This is a genomic window from Streptomyces sp. RLA012, from assembly GCF_056270325.1.
The window spans coordinates 2,641,225-2,663,727 of record NZ_JBWDPA010000002.1; the positions used below are offsets into that span (position 1 = coordinate 2,641,225).

Genomic DNA, 22,503 nt, shown 5'->3' on the forward strand with positions numbered 1-22,503 from the left:
GTCTGGGAGCGACACCACAGCGGGGGTTCGAGTTCGATTGTGTTCGGCCTGATGGCCGCTTCAGCACTGTCCGTTGGAGTGCTGGAACGCTATCGGGCAAACGCCGCCAGGCAATCTCGGTGACTCGCCTTCCAGCCGGGTCAGGCCGCCACTGGTAGGGGCCGTCCGCCCCAGCTGATGCCTTTCTCGCTGCGGATGCGGGCGCGTTCCTTGCGTTCGGCGGCCAGGACGTCGCGGTGGCGGGCGTTGGCGTTGCGCCGGCGCAGGTAGGCGCGCAGGGCCCGGGTCTGCGCGGTGTGGTTGGAGTGGTTGGAGTTGGCGATGGTGAACTGCCGCAGTGATCCGAAGTGGGCTTCGATCGGGTTGGCCCAGGATGCGTAGGTCGGGGTGAAGCACAGCTCGACCTTGTGCTTCTTTGCCCAGCGGCGGATGTCGGCGCCTTTGTGAGCAGACAGGTTGTCCAGGATCACGTAGATCGGGGCGCCGTCGGGCCGGGCGGCGCGAATCGACTTCAGTGCGGCCGGCGTGTTGGCGGCGCCCTTCCCGCGGCGGTTGACGCCCCACAGGGTGTCGTCGCCGACCGAGTAGCAGCCGTGGAAGTACTTACCGCACACCGCGTGTGCGGTGGTAAGTGGCCGACAGCCGGTCGGGCCTGGTCTGCTCAGCCCGGCAGTTGCCGCCGGTGGGCGGTCACAGCACCAGCAGGTATCACTACGGCCTCCCACTCCCTCCCGGCTATGTATATTAGGGATCAACCTAGATGCTCTAGGTAGGGCAGAGGTGATTCCCATGGCGCGTGCCGGGCTCACGGCCGACCGGCTCGTCGCGGCGGCGGCCGATCTCGCCGACGAGGTCGGGTTCGAGAACGTCACCGTGTCCGCGCTGGCACGCCGGTTCGGAGTGAAGGACGCGAGTCTGTACTCCCACGTCAAGAACGTGCAGGAGCTGCGGTCGCGCGTCGCCCTGCTGGCCTCGGGCGAGATGATCGACCGCATCGCCACGGCGGTCGTCGGACGCGCCGGCAAGGACGCGCTCGTCGCCTTCGCCGGCGCCTACCGGGAGTACGCCCTCGAACGGCCCGGCCGCTACGCCGCCACGCACACACAGCCCGACCCCGCCCTCGTCGCCGAGTCCGACCTCCCCCGGCGCACCGCCGAGATCACCTACGGCATGCTCCGCGCGTACGGGCTGTCCGAGCCCGATCTCACCGACGCCGTACGGCTGTTGCGCAGCACCTTCCACGGTTTCTGCGGCCTGGAGGCGATCGGCGGCTTCGGCGCCCCCAGGGACGTACAGGCGTCATGGAAGCGTGCCCTCGACGCCCTGCACGTGGCCTTGGAGCACTGGCCGCGGACCGAGGGCCAGGAGAACCAGGAGCTGACCGAGGTCCTCACCCGACCGACCCCAGCGGGCTCGTCACCGGGTTGCTCAGATGCTGGTGGAGCACCGAGCTGCGGAAGGTGACGATCTCCCGGCGCTCGCCCAAGCGGTCCAGGAGGAAGGCGTGCAGGTGGTCGACGTCCGGCACGGCGACATGGACGAGGAAGTCCTCGCCGCCGGCGACCACGAACACCGACAGGACCTCGGGCAGCCCGGCGGCGTAGGTCCTGAAACCCTCGATCACCTCGCGGCTCGACGGCCGCACCTGAACGGAGACCAGGGCCTGCACCGGCCGGTTGAGGGCGCGCAGCTCGACGGTCGCGTGATAGCCGGTGATCACCCCGCGGTTGCGCAGCGCCCGTACCCGCTCCAGACAGGTGGACGGCGCGATGCCCAGCGTGCGGGCCAGCTCCCGGTTGGTCTGCCGCGCATCGCGCTGGAGGTGCTCCACGATTGCCGAGTCAAGTTCGTCCATGGGCGGCATTCTGCCCATCGAGCCGAATACAATTCGGCAGATCATCCGCTCCTCGGATCATTCACCCGATGATCACTTATCCGTAAAACCCTGTTGCATTCGGCTCGTTACGCAGCGTTACGCGCCGGACCCCGGTGAACGCTGGTCAGGCGTTGAACGTGTCGCACAGGTCGGCCGGGATGGTGAGCAGGCGGACGTCGGTCTCGCCGTAGAAGCGGTGGGAGTGTTCGAAGCCGGGCGGCGTCCATGTCGCCCGGCTGGCCGGAGCGACCCAGGTCCCGCGTTCGGTCGTGGTGGCCACCGCGCCCGCAGCCGCATACACCAGTTGACCATCGTCATGGGAGTGCGTGTCGAGGTGGTAGCCGTGCGGGAGCCGGCCTGCACCGTTGGGCGTCGTCGGCTGCGGCCCTGAAGACCGCGGGGAATCCTGGCGGGTTTCCGGCATGGACCGTCAATCTACCGACGGTCCGGACCATGAGGCGCACCCGACGACGGCCCAACGACGGCCCCATGGACAGCGACGCACGGCGTACACCACAGGGACCGTCGACCACCTCCGAAGGGTCAAGAAGCTGGAGCGGGCCTAGGCCTAGGAGGGGCCGGCCGGTGCGCTCAGCGCCTGTACCTCGTCGTACGTCGGCACGGTGCCCCGCGGCGGCCGGCCCGACCGGATGTCCGCCATCGCCTCCAGGACGGCGCCCAGTGCCCGCCGGTAGAGGAACGAACCGAGGCTGACCCTGCGCACGCCGAGGTCGGCGAGGTGTGCCACGGTCGGCCCGGCGGGTGAGTACAGGATGTTGAGCGGTACGTCGACGGTCTTGAGCAGGGCGGAGATACGGGCCGGGTCGGTCAGCCCCGGGACGAACACGCCGTCGGCGCCCGCCTGTTGGTAGGCGTCGAGACGACGCGCGGTCTCCCGGTCGTCGCCGTCTGCGAGCCAGTGGGTGTCCGTACGGGCGTTCACGAAGAGGTCCGGTACGGCGGCCTTGACCGCCGCGATCTTCGCCGCGTGCGGTTCGGCGGGGCCGAGACCGTCCTCCAGATTGATGCCGACGGCTCCGGCGGCGGCCAGCTCGCGCGCCAACTCCGCCACGTCGGCGGGGTCTTGGCCGAAGCCGTCCTCGGCGTCGACGGACAGCAGGTACGGGCCGCCGCCCAGCTGCCGGGCGAGACGTACGGTCAGGTCCCGGGTCGCGGCCGCGCCGTCCGGCAGTCCGGCGGCCGCGGCGACACCGAGACTCGTCGTACCGATCGCCTCGAAGCCCTGACCGGCCAGCAGCGCGGCCGAGGCATGGTCCCAGGCGTTGGGCAGAAGGAGCGGGGTGGCGGCGCGGTGGAGCGCGGCGAAGGGGGTCATGCCGGCCTTTCGACGCTCGGCCAGGTGGTCGAGGAGAGGGTCGGCTGCGCGGAGGCGTTCATACCGGGAACGCTAGAGCCACGACCCTTCGGCGCCCGCCGAACCGTACCCACCGCACCGCGAGAAGCAAGGCAACCAAGTGATCGGGGGCCGTACAGCGGCCATGGATCCACGGAGCGCTCAGTTGTCACCGCCCCGACCGGCGAACCCGTCCGCGAGGTATCAGCGCGGATCGATCGCCGCCTCGGCAGCCACCTTGATCCGGGCGCCGAAGCCGTCGGCATCCTTGCGAGCGGCAGCGAGCGCAAGGCCGACGAGGAGCTTGCCCAGGCCGTGGCCTTCCAGAACGTTGAAGATACGGATCCGGGTCCTGCCGCCGCCCAGCGGCTCCAGGTCGTAGCCACCCTCGCGTGCCGTCACGCTGTTCTTCGACACCTCGGCCCACCGCATCCTCACCGGGGCTTCGAGGTCGGTGATGCGGAACTCCCTGGCCGTCTTCATCCCGGCGTCCTTGACTGTGCTCCGGAAGACCGTACCCACGGCGGTCGGGGCGTCGGGAACCCGCTCGATCCTGAGCACGCGAGGGCTGAACTGCGGATCATTGCGTCCGTCGGCAAGGTATGCGAACACCGCCTCGACAGGCCGATCGACCTCGACCGTCGCTTCAAACTGTCCCGACATGGACACTCCTCATCAGATGAGCCGCAGCACGCCCGGGGGCCCCTTCGAAAGGCGTCCGCCGGACCGCTGGGCCGCCGGGGAACTGCTTCGTAAACGTACGAAGGAACGCAGGGGCCGCGCCGCCCGTCCTCTCGTGGCGGCACCGCGACCCTACGACACGACCAGGCATGTCGCGAGGGGTGCCGAGGTCGTCGGCGTCATCCGCGACCAGCTCCGCCGTCAGGTCCGCCTCACCCGCCGCAAAGGCCCAGCCCGCCGCCCGCTGCGACGTCACCCCGTACCACCTGGCACAGGCCGCCTGAATCCACTCCACCGGCAGCCAAGAAGCGGTCGTGCAAGCTTGGGCATCGGCGGCTGCTGGGCTCGGAAGCCCATCGAGTACGTCCCCGCATGAACAGCCGACCAGTGTCTTCTCGCCGCCAGGAAGGCCACCTCAACGGCGAGGTACACCTCGTGATGGGCGGCACCGCAAGCATCCGCCTGGCCGTGACCGAGACACAGACCGCCGCGGAACTTCTGCGGGCCGAGAAGGTCGGCACGTCCACACGCGGCAAGCGGAGTTGAGCATCCCATCAGTCCCTCTGAGACAGATGCTCGAAACACCGTCTCGTTGCCCCAGCGACTGTCATGCTGATCCCACCGGGTCTGACAGCTGGGGGGCTGTTTCCGATCATGAATTCGAACAACATCGTCGCACTCACCGTCGCACTGCTGGTACCCGTCGTGACCGCGATCGCCGGAACGGTCAGTGTTCTCCTGGAGAATCGACAGGCACGCAATTCCCTCACAGGCAGCCGGCGTCTCGCCTTCGAGGACGCCAGCCGTCAGATCGCTTTCACCGTCGAATGGTGGCAAGCCCAGCAGTTGCTCTCCACCACACCCCAGACACTCCAGGACGCCGAGGCGACGGCCCGGGGCTGGATGGACCAAGCGGCGACGCTGGCGAGCGAAGCCGGCAGGAGTCACCTCGACGTGGATCCGCCCGGTGCCTCACCGAGCCGCGTCCTGCTGCTCTACCGGTTTCATCGACGCGCCGCGAAGTGGATTCGCCTGGCCTTCCACCTGGCGTTGGCTGCGATGGCATACGCGGGCATGGGCCTGCTCTTCAGTGGCCTGACGAAGAACTACCCGGGGACCAACCTTGTCTACCAGGTGGTCCTGATGACGCTCATCGGGCTGGCCGCGCTGACTCTCCGCTTCTGGGCCCTGTCCGTGGAAAACGCGCGGCGCCGACCTGCGCCGCACCTGGCACCCGCGCAGCCTCCCCGCAACCCATGAACACGCGCGGAACGTTGCGCTCCAAGAGCAACGCCTTCTCTCCACCTCGAAGGGACGCTCGTGTCCATTCCAGGACAGCCGCCCACGCCTCCGGCACCCACACCCACACCCACACCCACACCAGCGATCCCGCCCGCCGGCACGCCGGCGCCGGAGCGGAGAGACCGCCCCTTCCTCTTCATCCTTGCCGTGATCAGCCTGGCCAGCACCATCGGAGCCGCAGCCCTGGCCGGCTACTGGGCCAACACGGGAGTCCAGGAGACACTCGACCGCCAACGCTCGGCCGAGATCCAGGACCAGCGCCGGGCGGCCTATGCCGACTTCATCCGCGCCGCCGGCCAGGTGTGCACCGAACTCGCCTCGTCGTCCTCCAACTCGGACAAGGTCAACGCCGTATCGGTCGAGGTGCTCACCCAGGAGTCGCGCGTGCTGCTCATCGCGAGCCAGGGCCTGCGCGGACCGACCGAAAACCTCACGAAATACGTCATGGGAAAGGCCACTTCCGCAGGAAACTGCACCACGTCCGACTACACCGACGACCGGGACGCCTTCATCACCTCAGCCCAGCAGGACCTCGACAGTTGAGAGCCGCCCAAGCACCCCCTCCCGAGCTGGGTCCGAGTCGAACTTCCGGTGGACGGTGAAGCCGAGGACGGCGACCCACCAGGTCACCGTCGCCTTCCTCAAGAACCGCAACACGCCCGGCGCCCTTGGAGGACTCCACTCTGACCTGGGCGTACGCCCCTGTCACCGCGTCCTACGCGAGCGCCCTCACCGGGGCTTCACCGACCACGACGACGCTGCGGACAGCCCGTCTGAAGCCCTGAACCGAAAGTGCGACGCAGGTCCCGAGGCCCAGCTGACGGACACCTCGAACTCCCCCTCCACCTTTACGGACACCAAGTCCGTGAGGGGCAGGGGATCCGGCTCGCCGGTGAGCCGGGCGAGGACGACGAAGAGGGTGGCGCCGGGTCCCGTGACACCCGCCGAGTCCAACAGGCCGTACACGGAGAGGAGTTCACCGTGCACGCCGTCGCCTTCCGGCCACCCTGTGACGCGCACCGGCGTCCCCGGGTCCGCTCCCGCCACCAGATGGGCCCGCACCTCCACCGCTCCCCGTGCGACGACCAGGTTCACGACCCGCGCTCCCCCACCCGCCGTGTGCCGGGACGCCACCCAGCCGTCCCCCACCCCCAGCGGTTCGATGTCCGTCCGGCTCGGATCGTCACCGACGATCACGCTGTTGTCGTACGACGTCGAGGGCGCGGTCGCGGTCGAGTACCCGAGCCGGGTGTAGTAGGGGTCGTAGCGGACGTCCTCGCTGCCGTGGTTGTGGAGGCGGACCAGGCCGTCCGACGTCGTGGTCTGGAGCAGCCAGTTGGGCGGCCCGACGGGCGTGACGGCGTCGGCGCGGTCCGTCGGGCCCGGCTCCTCCCGCGCCGTCCACACCTCGTGGTCCGGTGGGAGGAGCAGGCCGAGGAAGGCCTTGCTCGCCCAGTACGGGGAGGCCGGGCCCGAATAGCCCTGCAGCACCGACTCGTCGGGGCCGTGCCAGCCGAGGGTGAGCAGGCCCCGGTCGTCGACCGCGCCCCGGTCGAGGAAGTGCCGCAGGGCGCCGGACGCCAGACGCCGGGTCTCGCCCGGCGACAGCGGGGTGCGGCCGGTAAGGACGCCGAGCCACAGCGGGGCGGTCGTCGCGAAGCGGTAGGTCAGCGAGCGGCCCTGGCGCATCGGGGCGCCGTCGCCGCCGAACAGGCTTGCGTAGTCCGTGAGATGGCGGGAGAGCCGGCCGCCGTACAGGTCGAGGAGCCGGGTGTCGTCCGCGAGCCACGCGTGCAGCACCGGGTACAGGTGCATCGCCCAGCCGTTGTAGTAGTCGAAGGCGCGGCCGGGGCCGTCGGTGTACCAGCCGTCGCCGACGTACCACTCCTCGATCCGCTCCAGGCCCCGGTCGATCGCGGCCCGCGACGCCTCGGGCTCGTGACCGACCTCCGCCAGGAAGCCGCCGACCGTCACCGGGAACAACTCCCAGTTGCAGGGCCAGGGTTCGGCCGTCAGCGCGTCGCCGAGCCAGGCCGCGGCCCGTTGCCGCACACCGTCGTCCAGGCGGTCCCACAGCAGCGGCCGGGTGAGCCGCAGCGCGAGGGCGATCGACGCGGCCTCGACGAGGGGCTGACTGCGGTCCGCCACGCGCGGCCAGACGCCGGCCGTACCGGTGGCGAGACCGTCGGCGTACCGCTCCAGGGACTTCTCGTCGCGGCGGAGGGCGGCCAGGAGCAGGGTGCGGGCGTAGCCCTCCAGGCCGTCGGAGAGCCTGCCGGACCAGCTCGTGTGCTCACCGGGGAGGTGATAGAGCGCGCCGTCCGGCGTCGCGTACGGGGCGACCGCGGCGAGCAGGGAGTCGGCGGCAGCCTCCCAGTGGGCGCGGGTGTAGCCGGTGTACGGGCTGAGCGTGCGGTCCTCGTCGGGCATCAGTGGCGCTTCCTGGTTCGGCGACTCGGTCGGGCAGTACCTGATGCTGTTGGCGAATCCGGTCGGTCCTGTCGGTTCCTCAGCATGTGTGCCGGAAGCCGTGAGCACTAAAACGGTTTAGTGCTCACGGCTTCCGAGGAGGGCGGCCCCGGCCGTGGATTCGCCAACAGCATCAGTACCTGGGGCGCCCCGGTTCCGGTCGGGACGCCCCAGGGGCTCATCCCATCCTCACCTGGCGCTCGGGCACCAGATGCCGGGCGAGCAGTTCGTCGCGGACCAGGCCCGCGTAGACCGTCGCGCCGTGCGCGGAGGTGTGCGTGTTGTCCCGCTTCTCGTTGTAGAGGTAGATCGCCTTGGAGCCCTCGACGCCCAGCGACTCGACCAGGGCCTTGGTCCTGGCCGTCAGGTCGATGAGGGGCACGTTCTCGGCGGCGGCGACCGAGCGGATGACGGCGGGGTGGTCCACGCCGAGGCCGTTGACCAGCAGCGCGGTGTTGTTGTTCAGGGTGCCGTCCGCGTTGAACCAGCGGCGGACGATGGGGGTGACCAGGACCGGGTCGCCGCCCCGCGCGCGGACACCGGCGACCAGGGTCTCCAGGTTCGCGCGGTACGTCGGCTCGTCGATCGTCTTGTCGTTGTGGGCGAGCTGGATGAGGACCAGGTCGTGGCGGCGGATCAGCGGCTGGACGGTCCCGAAGAGCGCCGGGTTCTCCAGGTAGGTGACCGTGCTCTCGCCGGAGTCCGCGTAGTTGGCGACCGAGACGCCCTTGCGGAGGTACTGGGGCAGCTGCTGGCCCCAGCCGGTGTAGGGGTCGCCGGGCTGGTCGCAGACCGTGGAGTCGCCGACCAGGAAGATCTGGCGGGTGTGGATGGGGGTACCCCCTGCTCGAGCGAAGCCGAGAGCTTGGGGGAGGGCCGGGGTCACCTCGATGTCGGCCAGCGCGGGCGCGGAGCCGCCGAGCACCAGGTCCAGGCCGGGGGTGCCGTCGGGGCCGGTCGGCTCGCCCTCGGGGGTGCGGACGTTCACGGTGAAGCTGCGGGTCACGGGCTTCCCGGCCGCGGTGGCGGTCTCCGGCAGCAGCGAGCGCCGGGTCTCACCGCTGACGCTCGTGCTCGCCGCGGTGGCCCCGCCGAGCCGTACGCGCACGTCGTAGGTGCCGGGCGCGACATCGAAGTGGCAGGCGGTCGCGGTGCAGTTGTCCAGGCCGAGGGCGCGGGGCCCTCCGTGCGCCTGCGCCGGTGTGGCCGACAGGGCGGTGGCGGCGGCCAGTACGGCCACCGCGGCGATGATGAAACGTCTCATTGCGGCTCCTCCAACAGGACGACAAGGCCTGGCGGCTGGACCGTACCGCTCTCCGCAAGCGCTTTCTAGTACTCGGCGCGTTTTTACATGATTGCCAACTCCCAAGCGGCGAAAGCCCTTTCGCGAAATCGATTCAACTGCCAGTCTTCCGGACACCCGCACACCTCCACCTCCGAAGGAGGCACCCCCATGTCCGGATCGACCGACAGATCCACCGACGGATCACTCGGACGCCGCACCTTCGTCCTCGGCACGACGGCGGCGGCCGTGAGCGCGACGGCCCTCACCGGGACGGCCGCCGCCGCGAGCTTCGGCTACACGGACGACGGCTCGAACTACGTCATCGACACCGGCGCCAACCTGGTCTTCAAGGTCAGCAAGACCAACGGCGACCTGACCTCGCTCGTCTACCGCGGCACCGAGTACCAGGGCTACGGCGGCAAGAACTCGCACGTCGAGTCGGGCCTCGGCACCTCCACCGTGACGATCGCGCAGTCCGGTTCGACGATCCTCGTCAGCGTCGCGTACGGCACGCTCAAGCACTACTACGCCGCCCGAAGTGGCGAGAACAACGTCTATCTGTGGACCAACAAGGCCGACACCTCGGTCAGCGCGACCCGTTACATCGTGCGCGTCAGGGCGGGCCTGTTCCTCAACGACGAACCCGACTCCTACACCTACGCGCCCACCACCATCGAGTCCGCGGACGTGTTCGCGAAGTCCGACGGCCAGACCCGCTCCAAGCACTACTCGAAGCTCCGCGTCATCGACTACAACTACATCGGCTGGACCACCGGCGGCGTCGGCCTGTGGATCGTGCGCAGCAACCACGAGAAGGCCTCCGGCGGCCCGTTCTACCGCTCCCTGCTGCGGCACCAGAGCGCGGACGGCGGCGGACTGTACGAGATCCTGTACTACGGCGAGAACCAGACCGAGTCGGAGCGCTTCGGCCTCCAGGGTCCGTACGTCATCGCCCTCACGGACGGCGGCGCGCCCTCCTCGTCGCTCTACCCGGCGAACCTCACCACCTCCTGGGCCGACTCGCTCGGCATCTCGGGGTACGTGGCCGCCGGCGGCCGCGGCAAGGTCACCGGGGTCGGCATCTCCGGGCGGAACACGGCGTACGCGTACACGGTCGGGCTCGCCAACTCCGCCGCCCAGTACTGGGGTTCGGCACGCGCCTCGGACGGCTACTACTCGATCGCGGGGGTACTGCCGGGCACGTACACCCTGACCGTCCTCAAGGGCGAACTCGCCGTGTACACCACCTCGGTGACGGTGGGCGCGGGCGCGACGACCACCCTCAACACGATCACCATCCCCTCCTCGAACGACCCGGGCAACGCGAGCGCGATCTGGCGGATCGGCGCCTGGGACGGCACACCGAGCGGGTTCAAGAACGCGGACCTGATGACGTACGCGCATCCGTCGGACGTCCGGGCCGCGTCCTGGACCGGCAACGTGGTCGTCGGCAGCGGCACCGAGACCTCGGCGTTTCCCTGCTATCTGTGGAAGGACATCAACAGCGGCATCATCGTGTACTTCAGGCTGACCGCCGCCCAGGCCGCCGCCGCGCACACCCTGCGCATCGGCGTGACCACGGCCTACGCCAACGGCCGCCCGCAGATCGTGGTCAACGACACCTGGACCTCGGCCGTCCCCTCACCGCCCACCCAGCCGAGCACCCGGTCGCTGACCGTGGGCTCCTACCGGGGCAACAACCACACGTTCACCTACAGCGTGCCCGCGTCCGCCTGGCTGACGGACACCAGTGCGTACAACACGCTGAAGATCTATGTGGCGAGCGGCTCGGGGTCGACGTCCTTCCTCAGCGCGGGTACCTCCATCGACGCCGTCGACCTACTGACCTGACGTCATGTTCCGCGCGTCCACTGCTGGTTGGTTGCTCCGTTGCAGGTGTACGTGATGATCGCGGCGGAGTTGGCGGTGGACGCGCCGGACACGTCCAGGCACTCGCCGCTCGCCCGGGCCTTGACGAGCACATAGCTGCCGGACGTGGTCAGGCTCCACTGCTGGGCGGTGGCGCCGGTGCAGTTCTCCTGGGTGACACTGGCGGAGTTCTCCTGGAGGCACAGGGAGCTGCCCCGGCCCATGAGTTCGTAGTAGCCGGTGCCCAGGTCCTTGAACCACCACTTCTGGTTGGTGCCGCCGTTGCAGGTGTACTGGCTGATCGCGACGCCCTGCCACAGCGACTGACTGGGAACGTCCGCGCACTTGGCGCTGGACCGGCCGACGAGCGTGTTGTACGTGGCGCTCGTCCCGGTGATCGTGCCGGCGGTGGTGTCGACCGAGACCTCCGGGTACCAGGACATGGACATCGAGGTGGAGGTCGGGAAGGCCAACGGCAGCCAGACGTAACGGGAGTCGTTGACGGTGCCGCCGAAGGAGTTGCCCCAGCGGTCGCCCATGTAGAGGTACGAGGTGCCCGAAGTGCCCTGGACCGGAAGGACGTACGCGGTCTGCGAGTTGTACGTCGTCGAGTCGCCGACATTGGTCATCGCGGTCCAGGGGCCGGCGAGGCTGGTCGCGGTGGCGTACTGCTGCTGGTTGGCGTTCCAGCCCGTGGCGGCCGAGGTCAGCATGAAGTACACGCCGCCCCGCTTGAAGAGCGCCGGGGCCTCGCGGTGGCCGCCGTGCCAGGGGTCGGCGACCAGGCTGGAGATGCCCGTGTAGTCGGCGGTGAGCCGGTAGATCTGCAGGTCGTAGTTCTCGCGGGCGGCCGACACCATGTAGCCGGTGCCGTCCGTGTCGACGAAGGTCGTGATGTCGCGGGACATGTACTGGCCGAGCGGCTGGAAGCTGCCCTGGTAGGTGTAGGCGCCGTCGACGGTGTCCGAGACGGCGACGGCGGCGCGCGCCTCGCTGTAGTCGACGCCGTTCTCCTTGTGCATCCACATGACGAACTTGCCGGTGGACGCGTTGTACATGACCTTGGGCCGCTCGATGTAGGCGGTGCCCAGCTCGGAGGCGCTGGACTGGGTCAGTACGTGGTTTCGGAACTCCCAGTTCTTCAGGTCGGTGGAGCGGTAGGCGTCCACGTACCGGAAGGTGTTGTCGGCGTTGCGGTCCTCGCCGAACCAGTAGTAGTAGCTGCCGACCTTGATGACCCCACCGCCGTGCGCGTGCACGCCGTTGCCCGAAGTGTCGGTGAACTGGGTGCCGCTGGTGACGGTCTGCGGTGCGGCCTGGGCCGGCCCGGCGGTCACCAGTGCCGCGGCGAGGGCACAGCACAGGGCGACAAGGATTGCGTACACACGTCTCATCTGACGCCTCTCGGAGGTGGGGGGACAGGGCAGGAAACAGGTGCGGGGTTCGACATCTCGTACGTCATCTGCGATTACGAACGTCGAAAAGGTAAGGGCGTGTTACGGGAAGGTCAACGGATCGCGCGGGGGCAAAGATGGACGCGAGATTTCTGTTATCGCCGCCGTCCTGGCGCGTCTCCGATGATGTGCGCAGCCATACCCACAAGACAGCAGCCGCCGTAGGCGCCCTCGCGACCGTCGCCTTCCTGGTCACCGCTCCCCCGGCGTCGGCCGCCGGCATCCGGGACGCCACCGCCGATGTGCTCGCGGGCCGGGACGTGACGCTCACCGGTGACGCGGTGGTGACCGTGCCCGCCGGGACGACCACGTACAACGGCAGTTTCCACGGCGAGGGCACGCTCACGGTGCGCGGCGGCGGAACGCTGATCCTCACCAGGGACAGCGACTTCACGCTGCCGAAGGCCCGGCAACGGCAGAGCGTGACAACGCAAGGAGGCAACCACCCGTACAGGGTGGGCAATAGTCCGCGAGTTCCGAGTTCATCCGCAGGTCCCTGGCTTTGTTGAGAGTGCCTGGACCTGGGCCTGTTAGCTCGTCCGGGTGACCGCAGGCCGTTCTGACCCAACTTCGTCCAGAGTGCGCAAGCCTCATCTCTGTCGGGATTCCTTCAGTCTGGGTGAAGTCGTGGAGGCGTGGGTTGGCTCTGGCCGTAGTACGCGATCTGCGTGAGTACCGCGCTCCGGTAAGCGAGGAAGAGCTCGCCGAGTTCGAGACCGATGTCCTGGCGGGGTTCGTGCTCGCGCGGGCCTCGGCCGGTCTGGTCGACAGCACCATCCGCAACGACTCCAACCACCTGGACCTGATCCGGGACTGGTTCGGCCGTCCGTTGTGGGAGATGGAGCCGTCCGACGCCGACGCCTATTTCGGCAAGGTGCTTCGCGATGCCAAACCGTCGACCCGGACCGGCCGGGCGGGTGCGCTGGCGGTGTTCTTCCAGTTCCTGGAGCTGCGACACAAGGTCGAGTTGCACAACCTCACCGGCCGTGTGGTCGAGTGCCCGCTGGACGAGATGAACCGGCCGCGGGCCTCGGTGGAACCGCAGCTGCGGATCCCGCCCAGCGAAGCGGAGATCGAGGAGCTGTTCGCGGGGTGGCGCGAGGAGCTGTTGTCCTGCCGCAAGTTCGGCCCGGCGGCCCGCAACTACGCGGTCGCCCGGCTCGCGGCGGATGTGGGGCTGCGGATCAACGAGGCACGGATGCTCGACTTGGACGACGTCCGGTGGGAGCTGGGCCGGTTCGGCAAGATCAACGTCCGGCACGGCAAAGGTTCCCGGAGGCGTGGGCCGAAGCCGCGGCTGGTGCCGCTGATCAACGGCGCCGACCGCAACCTGCGGTGGTTCATCGAGGACGTGTGGGGCCACTTCGATGCCGACCACACCCGGCCCGGTGCCCCGCTGTTCCCCTCCGAGCGCAAGAACCGTGACGGCTCCTGCTCGCGGGCGACCGCCGACGTCTTCCGCCGGTCGCTGGCCGATGCAGCGGCTCAACACCTGCCGACCTGGGCCGGGAAGCTCACCCCGCACGTGCTTCGGCACTTCTGCGCCTCCCAGCTCTACCTCGCCGGCATGACCCTGTTCGCCATCCAGGAGCTACTCGGACATACCTGGACCGGCACCACGGCCCGGTACATCCACGTCCACGGCGCCCATGTCGAAGACGCCTGGGTCGCCGGACAACAGCGCGCAACCGAGCGATGGAAAGGACTGGCCCAGTGAAGTGGAACCTTCGCCTGGCGGCCGCCAACCGCGGCATCTGGAAGGCCAGCGAGCTCCAGCGGATGCTCGCCGAACGCGGGGTGGTGATCAGCGCGGGGAAGATGTCGGGGCTGTGGTCCGGCCAGCCGAACACCGTCAAGCTCGACGAGTTGGACGTCATCTGCGCCGTGCTCGGCTGCGGCGTCGAGGAACTGCTGCTGCCCGAGCCGGAGCGGGTGCCGGAGCCGACGCCGGCGACCAACTCGCAGGCCACGGCGGTGGGCCAACCGCACGCCGTCGCCCCGCGTCCTCGCACGGGCAGGTCTCTGCCCCCTCGATGAATTGCGTGCACTGCGGCAAGCCGCTGCCTGTTGGATCGCGGCGAGACCGGGCCTACTGCGACCACAACTGCCGTGCCCTGGCGTCTTACTACCGCCGCAAGGCAGGCATCCCGCCCCCGCCCCGCTGGCAGCACCCTGCCCTGACCTCGGACAATCCCGCGCTCCGGTCGGCCGCAGCCCTCGCCAGACAACTTGGCGAGGCAAACGGATGGTCACCGTCGCTCGTCCGGTGCGCGATGGACGGCCTGACGGCGGTGCTGGAGCACCGCCCGCCCGGCAAGCCCGTGAAGCTCACCGAAGTCCGTACGCGAATACCGCGACACGCTTCCAGTTTTCGGGTCGCCGAAGTCCTCGCCGACCTGGAACTTCTGGAAGACGACAGCGCCTCGGCGATCAGCTCCTGGATCGACGACCGCACCAGCGAACTGCCCGCCGGCTTCGCCAGCGACGTCCGCGCCTGGCTGCTGGTCCTCCTCGACGGTGACAGCCGCGCCAAGCCCCGGTCCCGCACCTGTCTCTACGTCCATTTCGGCTGCGTCCGACCCCTGCTGGAGAAGTGGGCGACGACCCGTGGGCACCTGCGCGAGATCACCGTCGCCGACGTCACGGCCGCGCTGTCACCCCTGCGTGGATGGCAGCGTCGCAACGCCATCGCGGCACTGCGCTCGCTGTTCCGCTTCGCCAAGAAGCGCGGCCTGATCTTCGCCAACCCCACCACTCGACTCAGGGCAGAAGACATCCCACGCAGCCTGCTGCCGCTGACCGACGCCGAAGTGCTCGCCGTCCAACGGATCGCCGTCACCCCGGCGCAACGGCTGATCGTCGCCCTGGCTGCCGTCCACGCCGCCCGCGCCACGGCTATCCGCCGCCTCACCCTGGACGACCTCGACCTGCCCAACCGCCGGATCACCATCGCCGGACACCCCCAACGCCTCGGCGAACTGCCCCACCAGACCCTGCTGGCCTGGCTTGACCAGCGCCGCACCACCTGGCCGAAGACCCCCAACCGGCACGTATTGATCAACGCGAAGACCGCCCTGGGAACCGGGCCCGTCAGTGCCGAATACCTCAAGCGGCGCCTGCTGCACCAAGGCGTCTACCTCGAACGCATCCGCGGCGACCGGGTACTGCACGAAGCGCTGACCGTCGGCGCCGACCCGCTGCACCTCGCCCTGGTCTTCAACCTGTCCCACACCACCGCGAGCCGCTACGCGGCCATCGCCCAGGAACTGCTCGACGACCAGATCGAGCAGACCACCGAGAGCGGATGAGTAAGTGTTCGGCAACCTCGAAGTGCAGGTCACAGGCCATTTAGGGTTCCCAAAGCCCTGGACACGAGATGCCGGGAATTGATCCAATACGGGATGACGTCGTTTTGGATGGGCAAACGGGTACGCCTGCGCGGTATCGAGTCCGACGACTGGACCGCGTTCATGCGCTTCGCCGCAGACGAGGAGCGGTTGGGAGACCTCGTGCACCCGCCCCGCTCCACTGAGGGTTACCGCCTCTGGGCGAAGGAGCAGGCCGCTGCCAAGCCCGATGGCGACTGCTTCCAGCTAGCGATCGAAGCTGTCGACACGGGGGAAATAGTCGGTGCTGTCGGCTCGCACCACGCTGACTCACGTGGGGGCTGGTTCGAGTACGGCGTGACGATCGGCGCTGAGCATCGTCGCAAAGGCTACGCGGCAGAAGCCGCAGTGCTGCTGCTGCGCTTCATGTTCGCCGAGCAGCGTTACCACAAGTGCCAAGCACGGATCTTCGCGCACAACGAGGCATCGCTGGCACTTCACCGTCGGCTCGGATTCGTCGAGGAGGGCCGCCTCCGTGAGCTCGTGTTCCTCGCCGGTGGTCACCACGACCTCGTCATGATGGGCATGCTTGCTGACGAGTTCACCCAACTGCACTCGATGAGCGAACTGTGAGTGGGTGCTGAGATCCATGTGATGGGCAGCCCAGCTGGTTCTCCCTCTCTCTCCCCCACGCCGTGGGTGAAGTCAGCAGATGAGCCAGGACTGGGCCGCTTGGGTGCGGGTCAGTGGCTGGCGGGCAGCTGCTCGGCCACGTCCTCGGCGATCGACTGCCCTGAGTAGTCCGCCAAATCACCGTCGACGAACCCACCGCATAAGCGAGGGCAATCACGGAAGGCACCGCGGGTTCCCGGCGAAGCCCCTTCAGTCTCACTGAACCCACGGCGGACGTGCCGGTAAGAACGCTGTCACCAGCCGCAAACGGCGGTGATCACGGCGTCGGGGATCAATGGAACCGTGGTCATCGGTGAGAACGATCATGGTTGCCAGCTCCGATATCACGACGGGGATCTTCTGCGCAGAGGTTCGAGGGATGGCTCTCTAATCGAGTGCTGGTCCGGCTAGCCCTGTACTTCGCGGGTCGTTGAATCGGTTGGAGTAGAGGGTTCGGTCGTGTCCGGGTCGGGGCTGTGGGCGTTAGCCGGGTGTGTCGATGACTTCCCGGTCTCCGCGGCCTCGGTCCCAGCGTCAGCGTCTTGAGTGTGTGGTGACGTCTGTGGTGGAGAAGCGTCTGGGCGCTCTGCCTGTCGCTGCCGAGTTTCTGCGCCGGCTGGACGTGGCGGGGATCGTCGACGGTTTGTGCCCGTCCGCGCCGAGCGCGCACCTGACGCACGGGCAGGTCATCGAGGCGCTGGTCGCGAACCGGCTGACCTCGCCGATGCCCCTGTTCCGGGTCGGTGACTGGGCCCGGACCTGGGCGGTGGAGGAAGTGCTGGGGATCGAGGCGGGCCTGCTCAACGACGACCGCCTCGCGCGGGCACTGGACGCGATCGCCCCGAAACTGGAGCAGATCGCGGGCACGGCCGGCGCGCGGGCGATCACCGAGTTCGGCATCGACGTGTCCCGGTTGCACTGGGACATGACGTCGATGTCCGTCCACGGGACCTACCCCCTGGAGGACCAGGACGACGCGTTCCCGGTGATCAAGCACGGGCATCCCAAGGACCGCAGGGTGGACCTGAAGCAGGTCCAGGCCGGGCTCGCGGTCACCGGTGACGGCGGCATCCCGGTCCACGCCCGGGTCTTCGGCGGCGGCGCGGCCGAGGTGTCCCAGGTCGTCGGGGCGATGAAGGACCTGCAGAAGCTGGCCGGCGAGCAGGAGTTCCTGCTGGTCGCCGATTCCAAGCTCGTCTCCTACCCGAACGTCGCCGCACTGCTGGAAGCCGGGACGGCGTTCATCGCCCCGGTCCCGGCAGCCCAGGTCAAGGACGGCTTCTACGCCGCCTTGGACCTGGAGGCCGCCACCGTCGTGGATTGGGTGCCCGGCCGCGACGCGGACAAGGACCCCGCCCAGCGCGAGGTCTACCGGGTACTGGAAGACGTCCACACCCTGAACGGCCCGCGCAAGCGCGACCCGGTCCTGGAAGTTCGCCGAATCCTGGTCCACTCCACCGGCAACGCCGCAGGCCAGCAGGCCGCCCGCACCAAACGCCTCACCCGCGCCACCGAGGACCTGGACAAGGTCCGGCGCGGAGCCGGCGGCAGGTACTACAACACCGCCGAGAAGATCGCCGCCCGTGTCGGGGTGATCGCCAGGACCCGCCGGGTCGTCTCCTGCCTGCGCACCGAGATCAGCGAGGACGACCACGGCAGGCCCACCCTGGCCTGGCACTTCGACCAGGACGTCCTGCGGACCGAAGCCGCCGCCGACGGATGGTACGCCCTGCTGACGGCGCTGACTGCCGAGCAGGCATCCCCGAGCCGGGTCCTGATCCAGTACAAGGGCCAGGGATCGGTCGAGCGCCGCTACGCGGACTTCAAGGGCCCCCTGGCGGTCACCCCGCTGTTCGTGCAGCACAACCACCGCGTCGCCGCCCTGATCCAGGTCATCTGCCTGGCCCTGCTGGTCTTCAGCCTGATCGAACGCCAGGTCAGACAAGCCCTGGGCCCCGAGCAGACCATGGTCGGCCTCTACCCGGACAACCGCCGAGTGCGGCCAACCGGCCGGATGATCCTCTACCACCTCGGCGAACTCACCCTGCGGATCGGAAACGTCACCGACCCACCCACCGTCCAGATCACCCGCGGCGTCCAACTCCACCTCCTGGACCTCCTCGGCATCGAAGTCACCCAAACCCACTGGCCAATGACCTGAAACGGTGACCCGCGAAGTACGGGGCTAGCGTCCGGCCGTGCCCGTAGAGTTCTTAACTGATGATCAGGCCGAGGCGTACGGACGATTCGTTGAGGAACCGACTCGCCCGGAGCTGGAGCGGTTCTTCTTCCTGGACGACGTGGACCGGGATCTGATCGTGCTGCGGCGGACGGTTCACCACCAGCTCGGCTTCGCGGTGCAGATGTGCACCGTCCGGTACGTGGGCCGATTCCTGGTGGACGACCCCTTGGATGTTCCGTGGTCGGTGATCGAGCACCTGGCCGCGCAGTTGGGCATCGAGGACGCCTCGGTGGTGAAGCGGTACGCCGACCGCCGGCAGACCGCGTACGACCACGCCCGGGAGATCCGGGACGCCTACGGCTACCACCCGTTCGAGGACGCGCAGTGGGGCCGGCGGTTCCGGTCGTTCCTGCACGGGCGGGCGTGGACGCACGCGGAGGGGCCGGTGGCGCTGTTCAACCAGGCGGTGGGGTGGCTGCGGCGTCACCGGGTGCTGTTGCCGGGGGTGTCGGTGCTGGCCAAGCAGGTCGCGGCGGTGCGGGCGGTCGCGGAGAAGCGGTTGTACGCGACGGTGGCCAACGCGGCCAGGCGGGCGGACGGCGCGCTGCCGGGCGACCTGGTGACGCTGCTGCGGGTGCCGGAGGGCCGGCGGGTCTCGGAGCTGGAGCGGCTGCGGCGGCCGCCGACGCGGACGACCGGGGCGGGCATGGCGAGGGCGTTGGAGCGGGTGGAGGAGATCTCCGGGTTCCGGCTGGGCCGGGTGCGGCTGGAGCGGGTGCCGCCGAACCGGCTGGCGACGCTGGCCCGGGTCGGGCTGGGGTCGAAGGCGCCGATCCTGGAGCGGACGCCGGAGCCGCGGCGCACCGCGCTGCTGGCCGCGGTGGTGCGGCACTTGGAGGCGTCGGCGATCGATGACGCGCTGGACGTGTTCGCGCTGTTGATGCAGGTGAAGCTGTTGAACGTGGCGAAGCGGGCCACGGACAGGGAGTGGCTGGCCTCCCGGCCCAGGGTGACGCGGGCGCTGCGGATGGTGCAGGGGGTGTACCGGGTGTGGGGCGGTCAGCTGGACCTGGTCGCGGAGGCCGGCGCCGACCTGGACGCGGCGGCGCTCTTCGCGGCGCTGGAGGCCGAGGTCGGGCCGCGTGCCGAGGTCGAGGCGGCGGTGCGGCTGCTGGACGAGCTGCTGCCGCCGGGCGACGACGAGTCCGAGGCGGAGATGCGGCGCCAGCTGGCCGGCCGCTACAGCACGGTGCGGCCGTTCCTGTCGCTGCTGGGGGAGTCGAGCGCGCTAGGGGCGGCAGCCGGCGGACAGCGGGTGCTGGAGGCGGTGCGGCGCCTGCCCGCCCTGGCGCGGCGCAAGGTGAGGGCCAAGCCGCTGCTGCCGCGCGAGATCGACCAGAAGCTGGTCCCGCCGGCCTGGAGGAAGGCGGTGTACTCCAACCCCGACCTGCCGGTGGGGGCGGTGGACCGGGACGCCTACGCGGTGTGCGTGCTGGAGCAGCTGCACCGGGCGTTGGGGCGCCGGGACGTGTTCGCCTCGCCGTCGAACCGCTGGTCCGACCCGCGGGCGCGGCTGCTGGACGGGCCGCAGTGGGATGCGGTGCGGGCGGACGTGCTGCACGGGCTGAGCCTGGAGGTCCCGGTCGAGGAGCACCTGGCCGAGCGGGTCGGCGCGCTGGACGCGGCGTGGCGGCTGATGGCCGAGCGGCTGGAGGAGGCCGGGCAGGACGCGAAGCTGTCCTTCGAGGTGCAGGACAACGGCCGGTTGAAGCTGAACGTGGACCGGCTCGGGGCGCTGGGCGAGTCGGCGTCGCTGCGGTGGCTGCGCCGCACGACCGGGGCGATGCTCCCGAGGATCGACCTGCCGGACCTGCTCTTCGAGGTGGACTCCTGGACCGGGTTCCTGGACGCCTTCGTCCACCTGGACGGCGGCCGGCCGCGGATGGAGCGGGTGAAGACCTCGCTGGTGGCGTTGCTGGTCGCCGAGGCGTGCAACATCGGCTACACCCCGGTGGTCGACGCCGACGACGAGGCGCTCACCCGGGCGAGGCTGGCGCACGTGGACCAGTACTACCTGCGGGCGGACACGATCGCGGTGGCGAACGGGGCGCTGATCGCCGCCCAGGGCCGGGTGCCGATCGTGGAGCACTGGGGCGAGGGGCTGCTGGCGTCGGTGGACGGGCTGCGGTTCGTGGTGCCCAAGCGCACGATCAGCGCGCGCGCCTCCCCGAAGTTCTTCCACTTCAAGCGCGGAATCACGTGGTTGAACGCGGTCAACGACCAGGTCGCCGGGATCGGGCAGATGGTGGTTCCCGGCACTCCGCGCGACTCGCTGCACATCCTGGACGCGTTGCTGAACCTGGACGGCGGGGTGAAGCCGGAGATGGTGGCCACCGACAACGCCTCCTACTCCGACATGGTCTTCGGGCTGTTCTCGCTGCTCGGCTACAACTTCTCCCCCCGTTTCCGGGACCTCGCCGACCAGCGCTTCTGGCGCGCCGACCTGCCCGGGGCGGCGGGGAGCGACTACGGGGTGCTGGAGCCGCTGGCCCGCAACCGGGTCAACCTCGCCAAGGTGGCCGTGCACTGGCCGGACATGATGCGGGTGGTCGGCTCCCTGGTGACCGGCCAGGTGAGGGCGTACGACCTGCTGCGGATGTTCGGCCGCGAGGGGCGGCCGTCGCCGCTGGGCACGGCGTTCGCGGAGTACGGGCGGATCGCCAAGACGCTGCACCTGCTGCGGGTCGTCGACCCGGTGGACGACACCTACCGGCGGCAGATGAACCGGCAGCTGACCGTCCAGGAGTCGCGGCACAAGCTCGCCCGCGACATCTGCCACGGCAGGCGCGGGCAGATCATGCAGGCGTACCGCCAGGGCCAGGAGGACCAGCTCGGAGCCCTCGGCCTGGTGCTGAACGCCGCGGTGCTGTGGACCACCCGATACCTGGACGCCGCCGTGGAGGAACTGCGCGCCCTGCCCGCCGACCGGCGCGAGCACGACGTCCTGGACGAGGACGTCGCCCGGCTCTCCCCGCTCAAGCACGCCAACTTGAACGTGCTCGGCCGCTACGCCTTCCGGCACTCCGGCCCGGCCGGCGGCGGCCTGCGCCCCCTGCGCGACCCGGCCGACGCCGGGAGCGACGACGAACCCGAGGAGTAGAAGAGCCCTTTCCCGACGGCCCGGTGTGCATCGGCGTGCCCTGGCCGTGACGCAGGCCGGCGGCCCACCCGCCCGTCACCCTTCACCGCAGGTTCTCGGTGCCCGCTGGCACTACAGCCCTTCCTTGCCGTCGGCCCAGTACGGCTTGGTGGTGATGGTGCGGCGTTCCAGGGTCCGGCTGGCGATGAGCGCACGCCGCTGGCGCTGGATGGACTGGGCGTGGCCCAGCAGCAGGGCGCCGTCGAGATCCTCCAGTTCGCCGTTGCCGATGCCTTGTTCGAGCCAGGACTGCAGTGCGTCCCCAGGCACTTGGGCTGCAGGCAGGAAGTGGTAGCGGGGCCGGCGGCCGGCGAGGGTTTCGACGGCTCCGGCCGGTACCTCGACGGCCACGATCGGGGTTTCGCTGCTGCGGGCGTAGGCGTCGAGGGTGCCCAGAGCGCAGCCGTCGCCGAGGTAGAGGAGGCGGGTTCCGCTCTGGCGTGGCGGTCGGTGGCGGCCGGCCAGCACCGTCAGCCGGTCGCCGGTGCGCCGGCCGCGGATCCATGCGGTGCCGGGGCCGGCGGCGGCGGTGGCCGCGAGGATGCAGATGTGTTCGGGGTCTTGGCCGTTGACCGTCCGCACCGTGTAGCGGCGGCCCTGGGTGGGGGTGACGCGGAACTGGATCTCGTGACCGGGCTGCCAGCCGCCGGGCGGCGGTGCGGCGTGCAGTTCCAGTTCGAGGAAGCCGGAGGCGGGCTCGCGGAGGTCGAGCACGCGGGCCGGGCGCCCGAGAGCGGAGGCGACGAGGCTGCCGACGAGGGCGGGGGCTTGGGGCACGGACAGTTCCTCTTCCGGAGGTGGGGCCTGCAGGCCTGCCCGACAGTGGATCGGGCA

General features: G+C 69.6%; 19 protein-coding genes and 2 pseudogenes. 12 read left to right on the plus strand and 9 right to left on the minus strand.

Going from position 1 to position 22,503, the window contains the following annotated elements; translation table 11 throughout:
* Positions 1-140 precede the first annotated feature (140 nt).
* Positions 141-660: pseudogene (locus RV986_RS12280) on the minus strand (transposase); the annotation flags it as partial.
* Positions 661-789: 129 nt separating this feature from the next.
* On the opposite strand from RV986_RS12280, the gene RV986_RS12285 reads away from it, so the two are divergent.
* Positions 790-1,464: a TetR-like C-terminal domain-containing protein gene (locus RV986_RS12285; protein WP_475917422.1), complete on the plus strand. Its 675-nt coding sequence runs from the start codon at positions 790-792 to the stop codon at positions 1,462-1,464.
* Here RV986_RS12285 and RV986_RS12290 read toward each other — a convergent pair.
* The 4 genes from RV986_RS12290 to RV986_RS12305 all read right to left on the minus strand — a co-directional run bounded on the left by RV986_RS12290 (position 1,391) and on the right by RV986_RS12305 (position 3,893).
* Positions 1,391-1,855 (minus strand): Lrp/AsnC family transcriptional regulator, encoded by a 465-nt coding sequence (locus RV986_RS12290; protein ID WP_475917423.1) that lies wholly within the window; start codon positions 1,853-1,855, stop codon positions 1,391-1,393. The two genes, RV986_RS12285 and RV986_RS12290, sit on opposite strands and share 74 nt — an antisense overlap.
* A gap of 145 nt (positions 1,856-2,000) precedes the next feature.
* Positions 2,001-2,300, minus strand: a complete 300-nt coding sequence (locus RV986_RS12295) for an AraC family ligand binding domain-containing protein (protein WP_475917424.1) — start codon at positions 2,298-2,300, stop codon at positions 2,001-2,003.
* A 144-nt stretch (positions 2,301-2,444) separates the two neighbouring features.
* Positions 2,445-3,212: an isocitrate lyase/PEP mutase family protein gene (locus RV986_RS12300; RefSeq protein ID WP_475917425.1), complete on the minus strand. Its 768-nt coding sequence runs from the start codon at positions 3,210-3,212 to the stop codon at positions 2,445-2,447.
* A gap of 222 nt (positions 3,213-3,434) precedes the next feature.
* Complete coding sequence (locus RV986_RS12305) at positions 3,435-3,893, minus strand: SRPBCC family protein (RefSeq protein ID WP_475924260.1); 459 nt, start codon at positions 3,891-3,893, stop codon at positions 3,435-3,437.
* Positions 3,894-4,298: 405 nt separating this feature from the next.
* Between RV986_RS12305 and RV986_RS12310 the strand changes: the two genes are divergently transcribed.
* The 3 genes from RV986_RS12310 to RV986_RS12320 all read left to right on the plus strand — a co-directional run bounded on the left by RV986_RS12310 (position 4,299) and on the right by RV986_RS12320 (position 5,756).
* Complete coding sequence (locus RV986_RS12310; RefSeq protein ID WP_475917426.1) at positions 4,299-4,457, plus strand: hypothetical protein; 159 nt, start codon at positions 4,299-4,301, stop codon at positions 4,455-4,457.
* 63 nt (positions 4,458-4,520) lie between these two features.
* Positions 4,521-5,171 (plus strand): hypothetical protein, encoded by a 651-nt coding sequence (locus tag RV986_RS12315; protein WP_475917427.1) that lies wholly within the window; start codon positions 4,521-4,523, stop codon positions 5,169-5,171.
* Between the two features lie 189 nt (positions 5,172-5,360).
* Positions 5,361-5,756, plus strand: a complete 396-nt coding sequence (locus tag RV986_RS12320; RefSeq protein ID WP_475917428.1) for a hypothetical protein — start codon at positions 5,361-5,363, stop codon at positions 5,754-5,756.
* A 186-nt stretch (positions 5,757-5,942) separates the two neighbouring features.
* On the opposite strand, the gene RV986_RS12325 is transcribed toward RV986_RS12320, so the two are convergent.
* Together RV986_RS12325 and RV986_RS12330 are read right to left on the minus strand one after the other, a co-directional pair.
* Complete coding sequence (locus RV986_RS12325; RefSeq protein WP_475917429.1) at positions 5,943-7,643, minus strand: DUF2264 domain-containing protein; 1,701 nt, start codon at positions 7,641-7,643, stop codon at positions 5,943-5,945.
* 217 nt (positions 7,644-7,860) lie between these two features.
* Positions 7,861-8,946: a rhamnogalacturonan acetylesterase gene (locus RV986_RS12330; RefSeq protein ID WP_475917430.1), complete on the minus strand. Its 1,086-nt coding sequence runs from the start codon at positions 8,944-8,946 to the stop codon at positions 7,861-7,863.
* Positions 8,947-9,135: 189 nt separating this feature from the next.
* Between RV986_RS12330 and RV986_RS12335 the strand changes: the two genes are divergently transcribed.
* Positions 9,136-10,818: a rhamnogalacturonan lyase B N-terminal domain-containing protein gene (locus RV986_RS12335; RefSeq protein WP_475917431.1), complete on the plus strand. Its 1,683-nt coding sequence runs from the start codon at positions 9,136-9,138 to the stop codon at positions 10,816-10,818.
* Between the two features lie 2 nt (positions 10,819-10,820).
* Here RV986_RS12335 and RV986_RS12340 read toward each other — a convergent pair whose 3' ends face one another.
* Positions 10,821-12,230, minus strand: coding sequence for an RICIN domain-containing protein (locus RV986_RS12340; RefSeq protein ID WP_475917432.1), 1,410 nt, complete (start codon positions 12,228-12,230; stop codon positions 10,821-10,823).
* Positions 12,231-12,418: 188 nt separating this feature from the next.
* Here RV986_RS12340 and RV986_RS12345 point away from each other — a divergent pair.
* The 7 genes and pseudogenes from RV986_RS12345 to RV986_RS12375 all read left to right on the plus strand — a co-directional run.
* Positions 12,419-12,772: pseudogene (locus tag RV986_RS12345) on the plus strand (autotransporter); the annotation flags it as partial.
* Between the two features lie 158 nt (positions 12,773-12,930).
* Positions 12,931-14,007 carry a tyrosine-type recombinase/integrase gene (locus tag RV986_RS12350; RefSeq protein ID WP_475917433.1) on the plus strand — a complete coding sequence of 359 codons (1,077 nt, stop codon included), beginning with the start codon at positions 12,931-12,933 and terminating at the stop codon, positions 14,005-14,007.
* Complete coding sequence (locus RV986_RS12355) at positions 14,004-14,327, plus strand: helix-turn-helix domain-containing protein (RefSeq protein WP_471207281.1); 324 nt, start codon at positions 14,004-14,006, stop codon at positions 14,325-14,327. The genes RV986_RS12350 and RV986_RS12355 overlap by 4 nt, the downstream gene beginning before the upstream one ends.
* Before the next feature lie 236 nt (positions 14,328-14,563).
* Positions 14,564-15,598, plus strand: a complete 1,035-nt coding sequence (locus RV986_RS12360) for a hypothetical protein (RefSeq protein ID WP_475917434.1) — start codon at positions 14,564-14,566, stop codon at positions 15,596-15,598.
* Between the two features lie 93 nt (positions 15,599-15,691).
* Entirely contained in the window at positions 15,692-16,249 is a 558-nt protein-coding gene (locus RV986_RS12365; RefSeq protein ID WP_475917435.1) for a GNAT family N-acetyltransferase, read from the plus strand.
* Between the two features lie 601 nt (positions 16,250-16,850).
* Positions 16,851-18,449: an IS1634 family transposase gene (locus RV986_RS12370; RefSeq protein WP_475917020.1), complete on the plus strand. Its 1,599-nt coding sequence runs from the start codon at positions 16,851-16,853 to the stop codon at positions 18,447-18,449.
* 37 nt (positions 18,450-18,486) lie between these two features.
* Entirely contained in the window at positions 18,487-21,630 is a 3,144-nt protein-coding gene (locus RV986_RS12375) for a Tn3 family transposase (protein ID WP_475917436.1), read from the plus strand.
* Positions 21,631-21,741: 111 nt separating this feature from the next.
* Here the strand turns inward: RV986_RS12375 and RV986_RS12380 are convergent, their stop codons facing one another.
* Entirely contained in the window at positions 21,742-22,446 is a 705-nt protein-coding gene (locus tag RV986_RS12380) for an SIP domain-containing protein (RefSeq protein ID WP_475917437.1), read from the minus strand.
* Between the last annotated feature and the right edge of the window lie 57 nt (positions 22,447-22,503).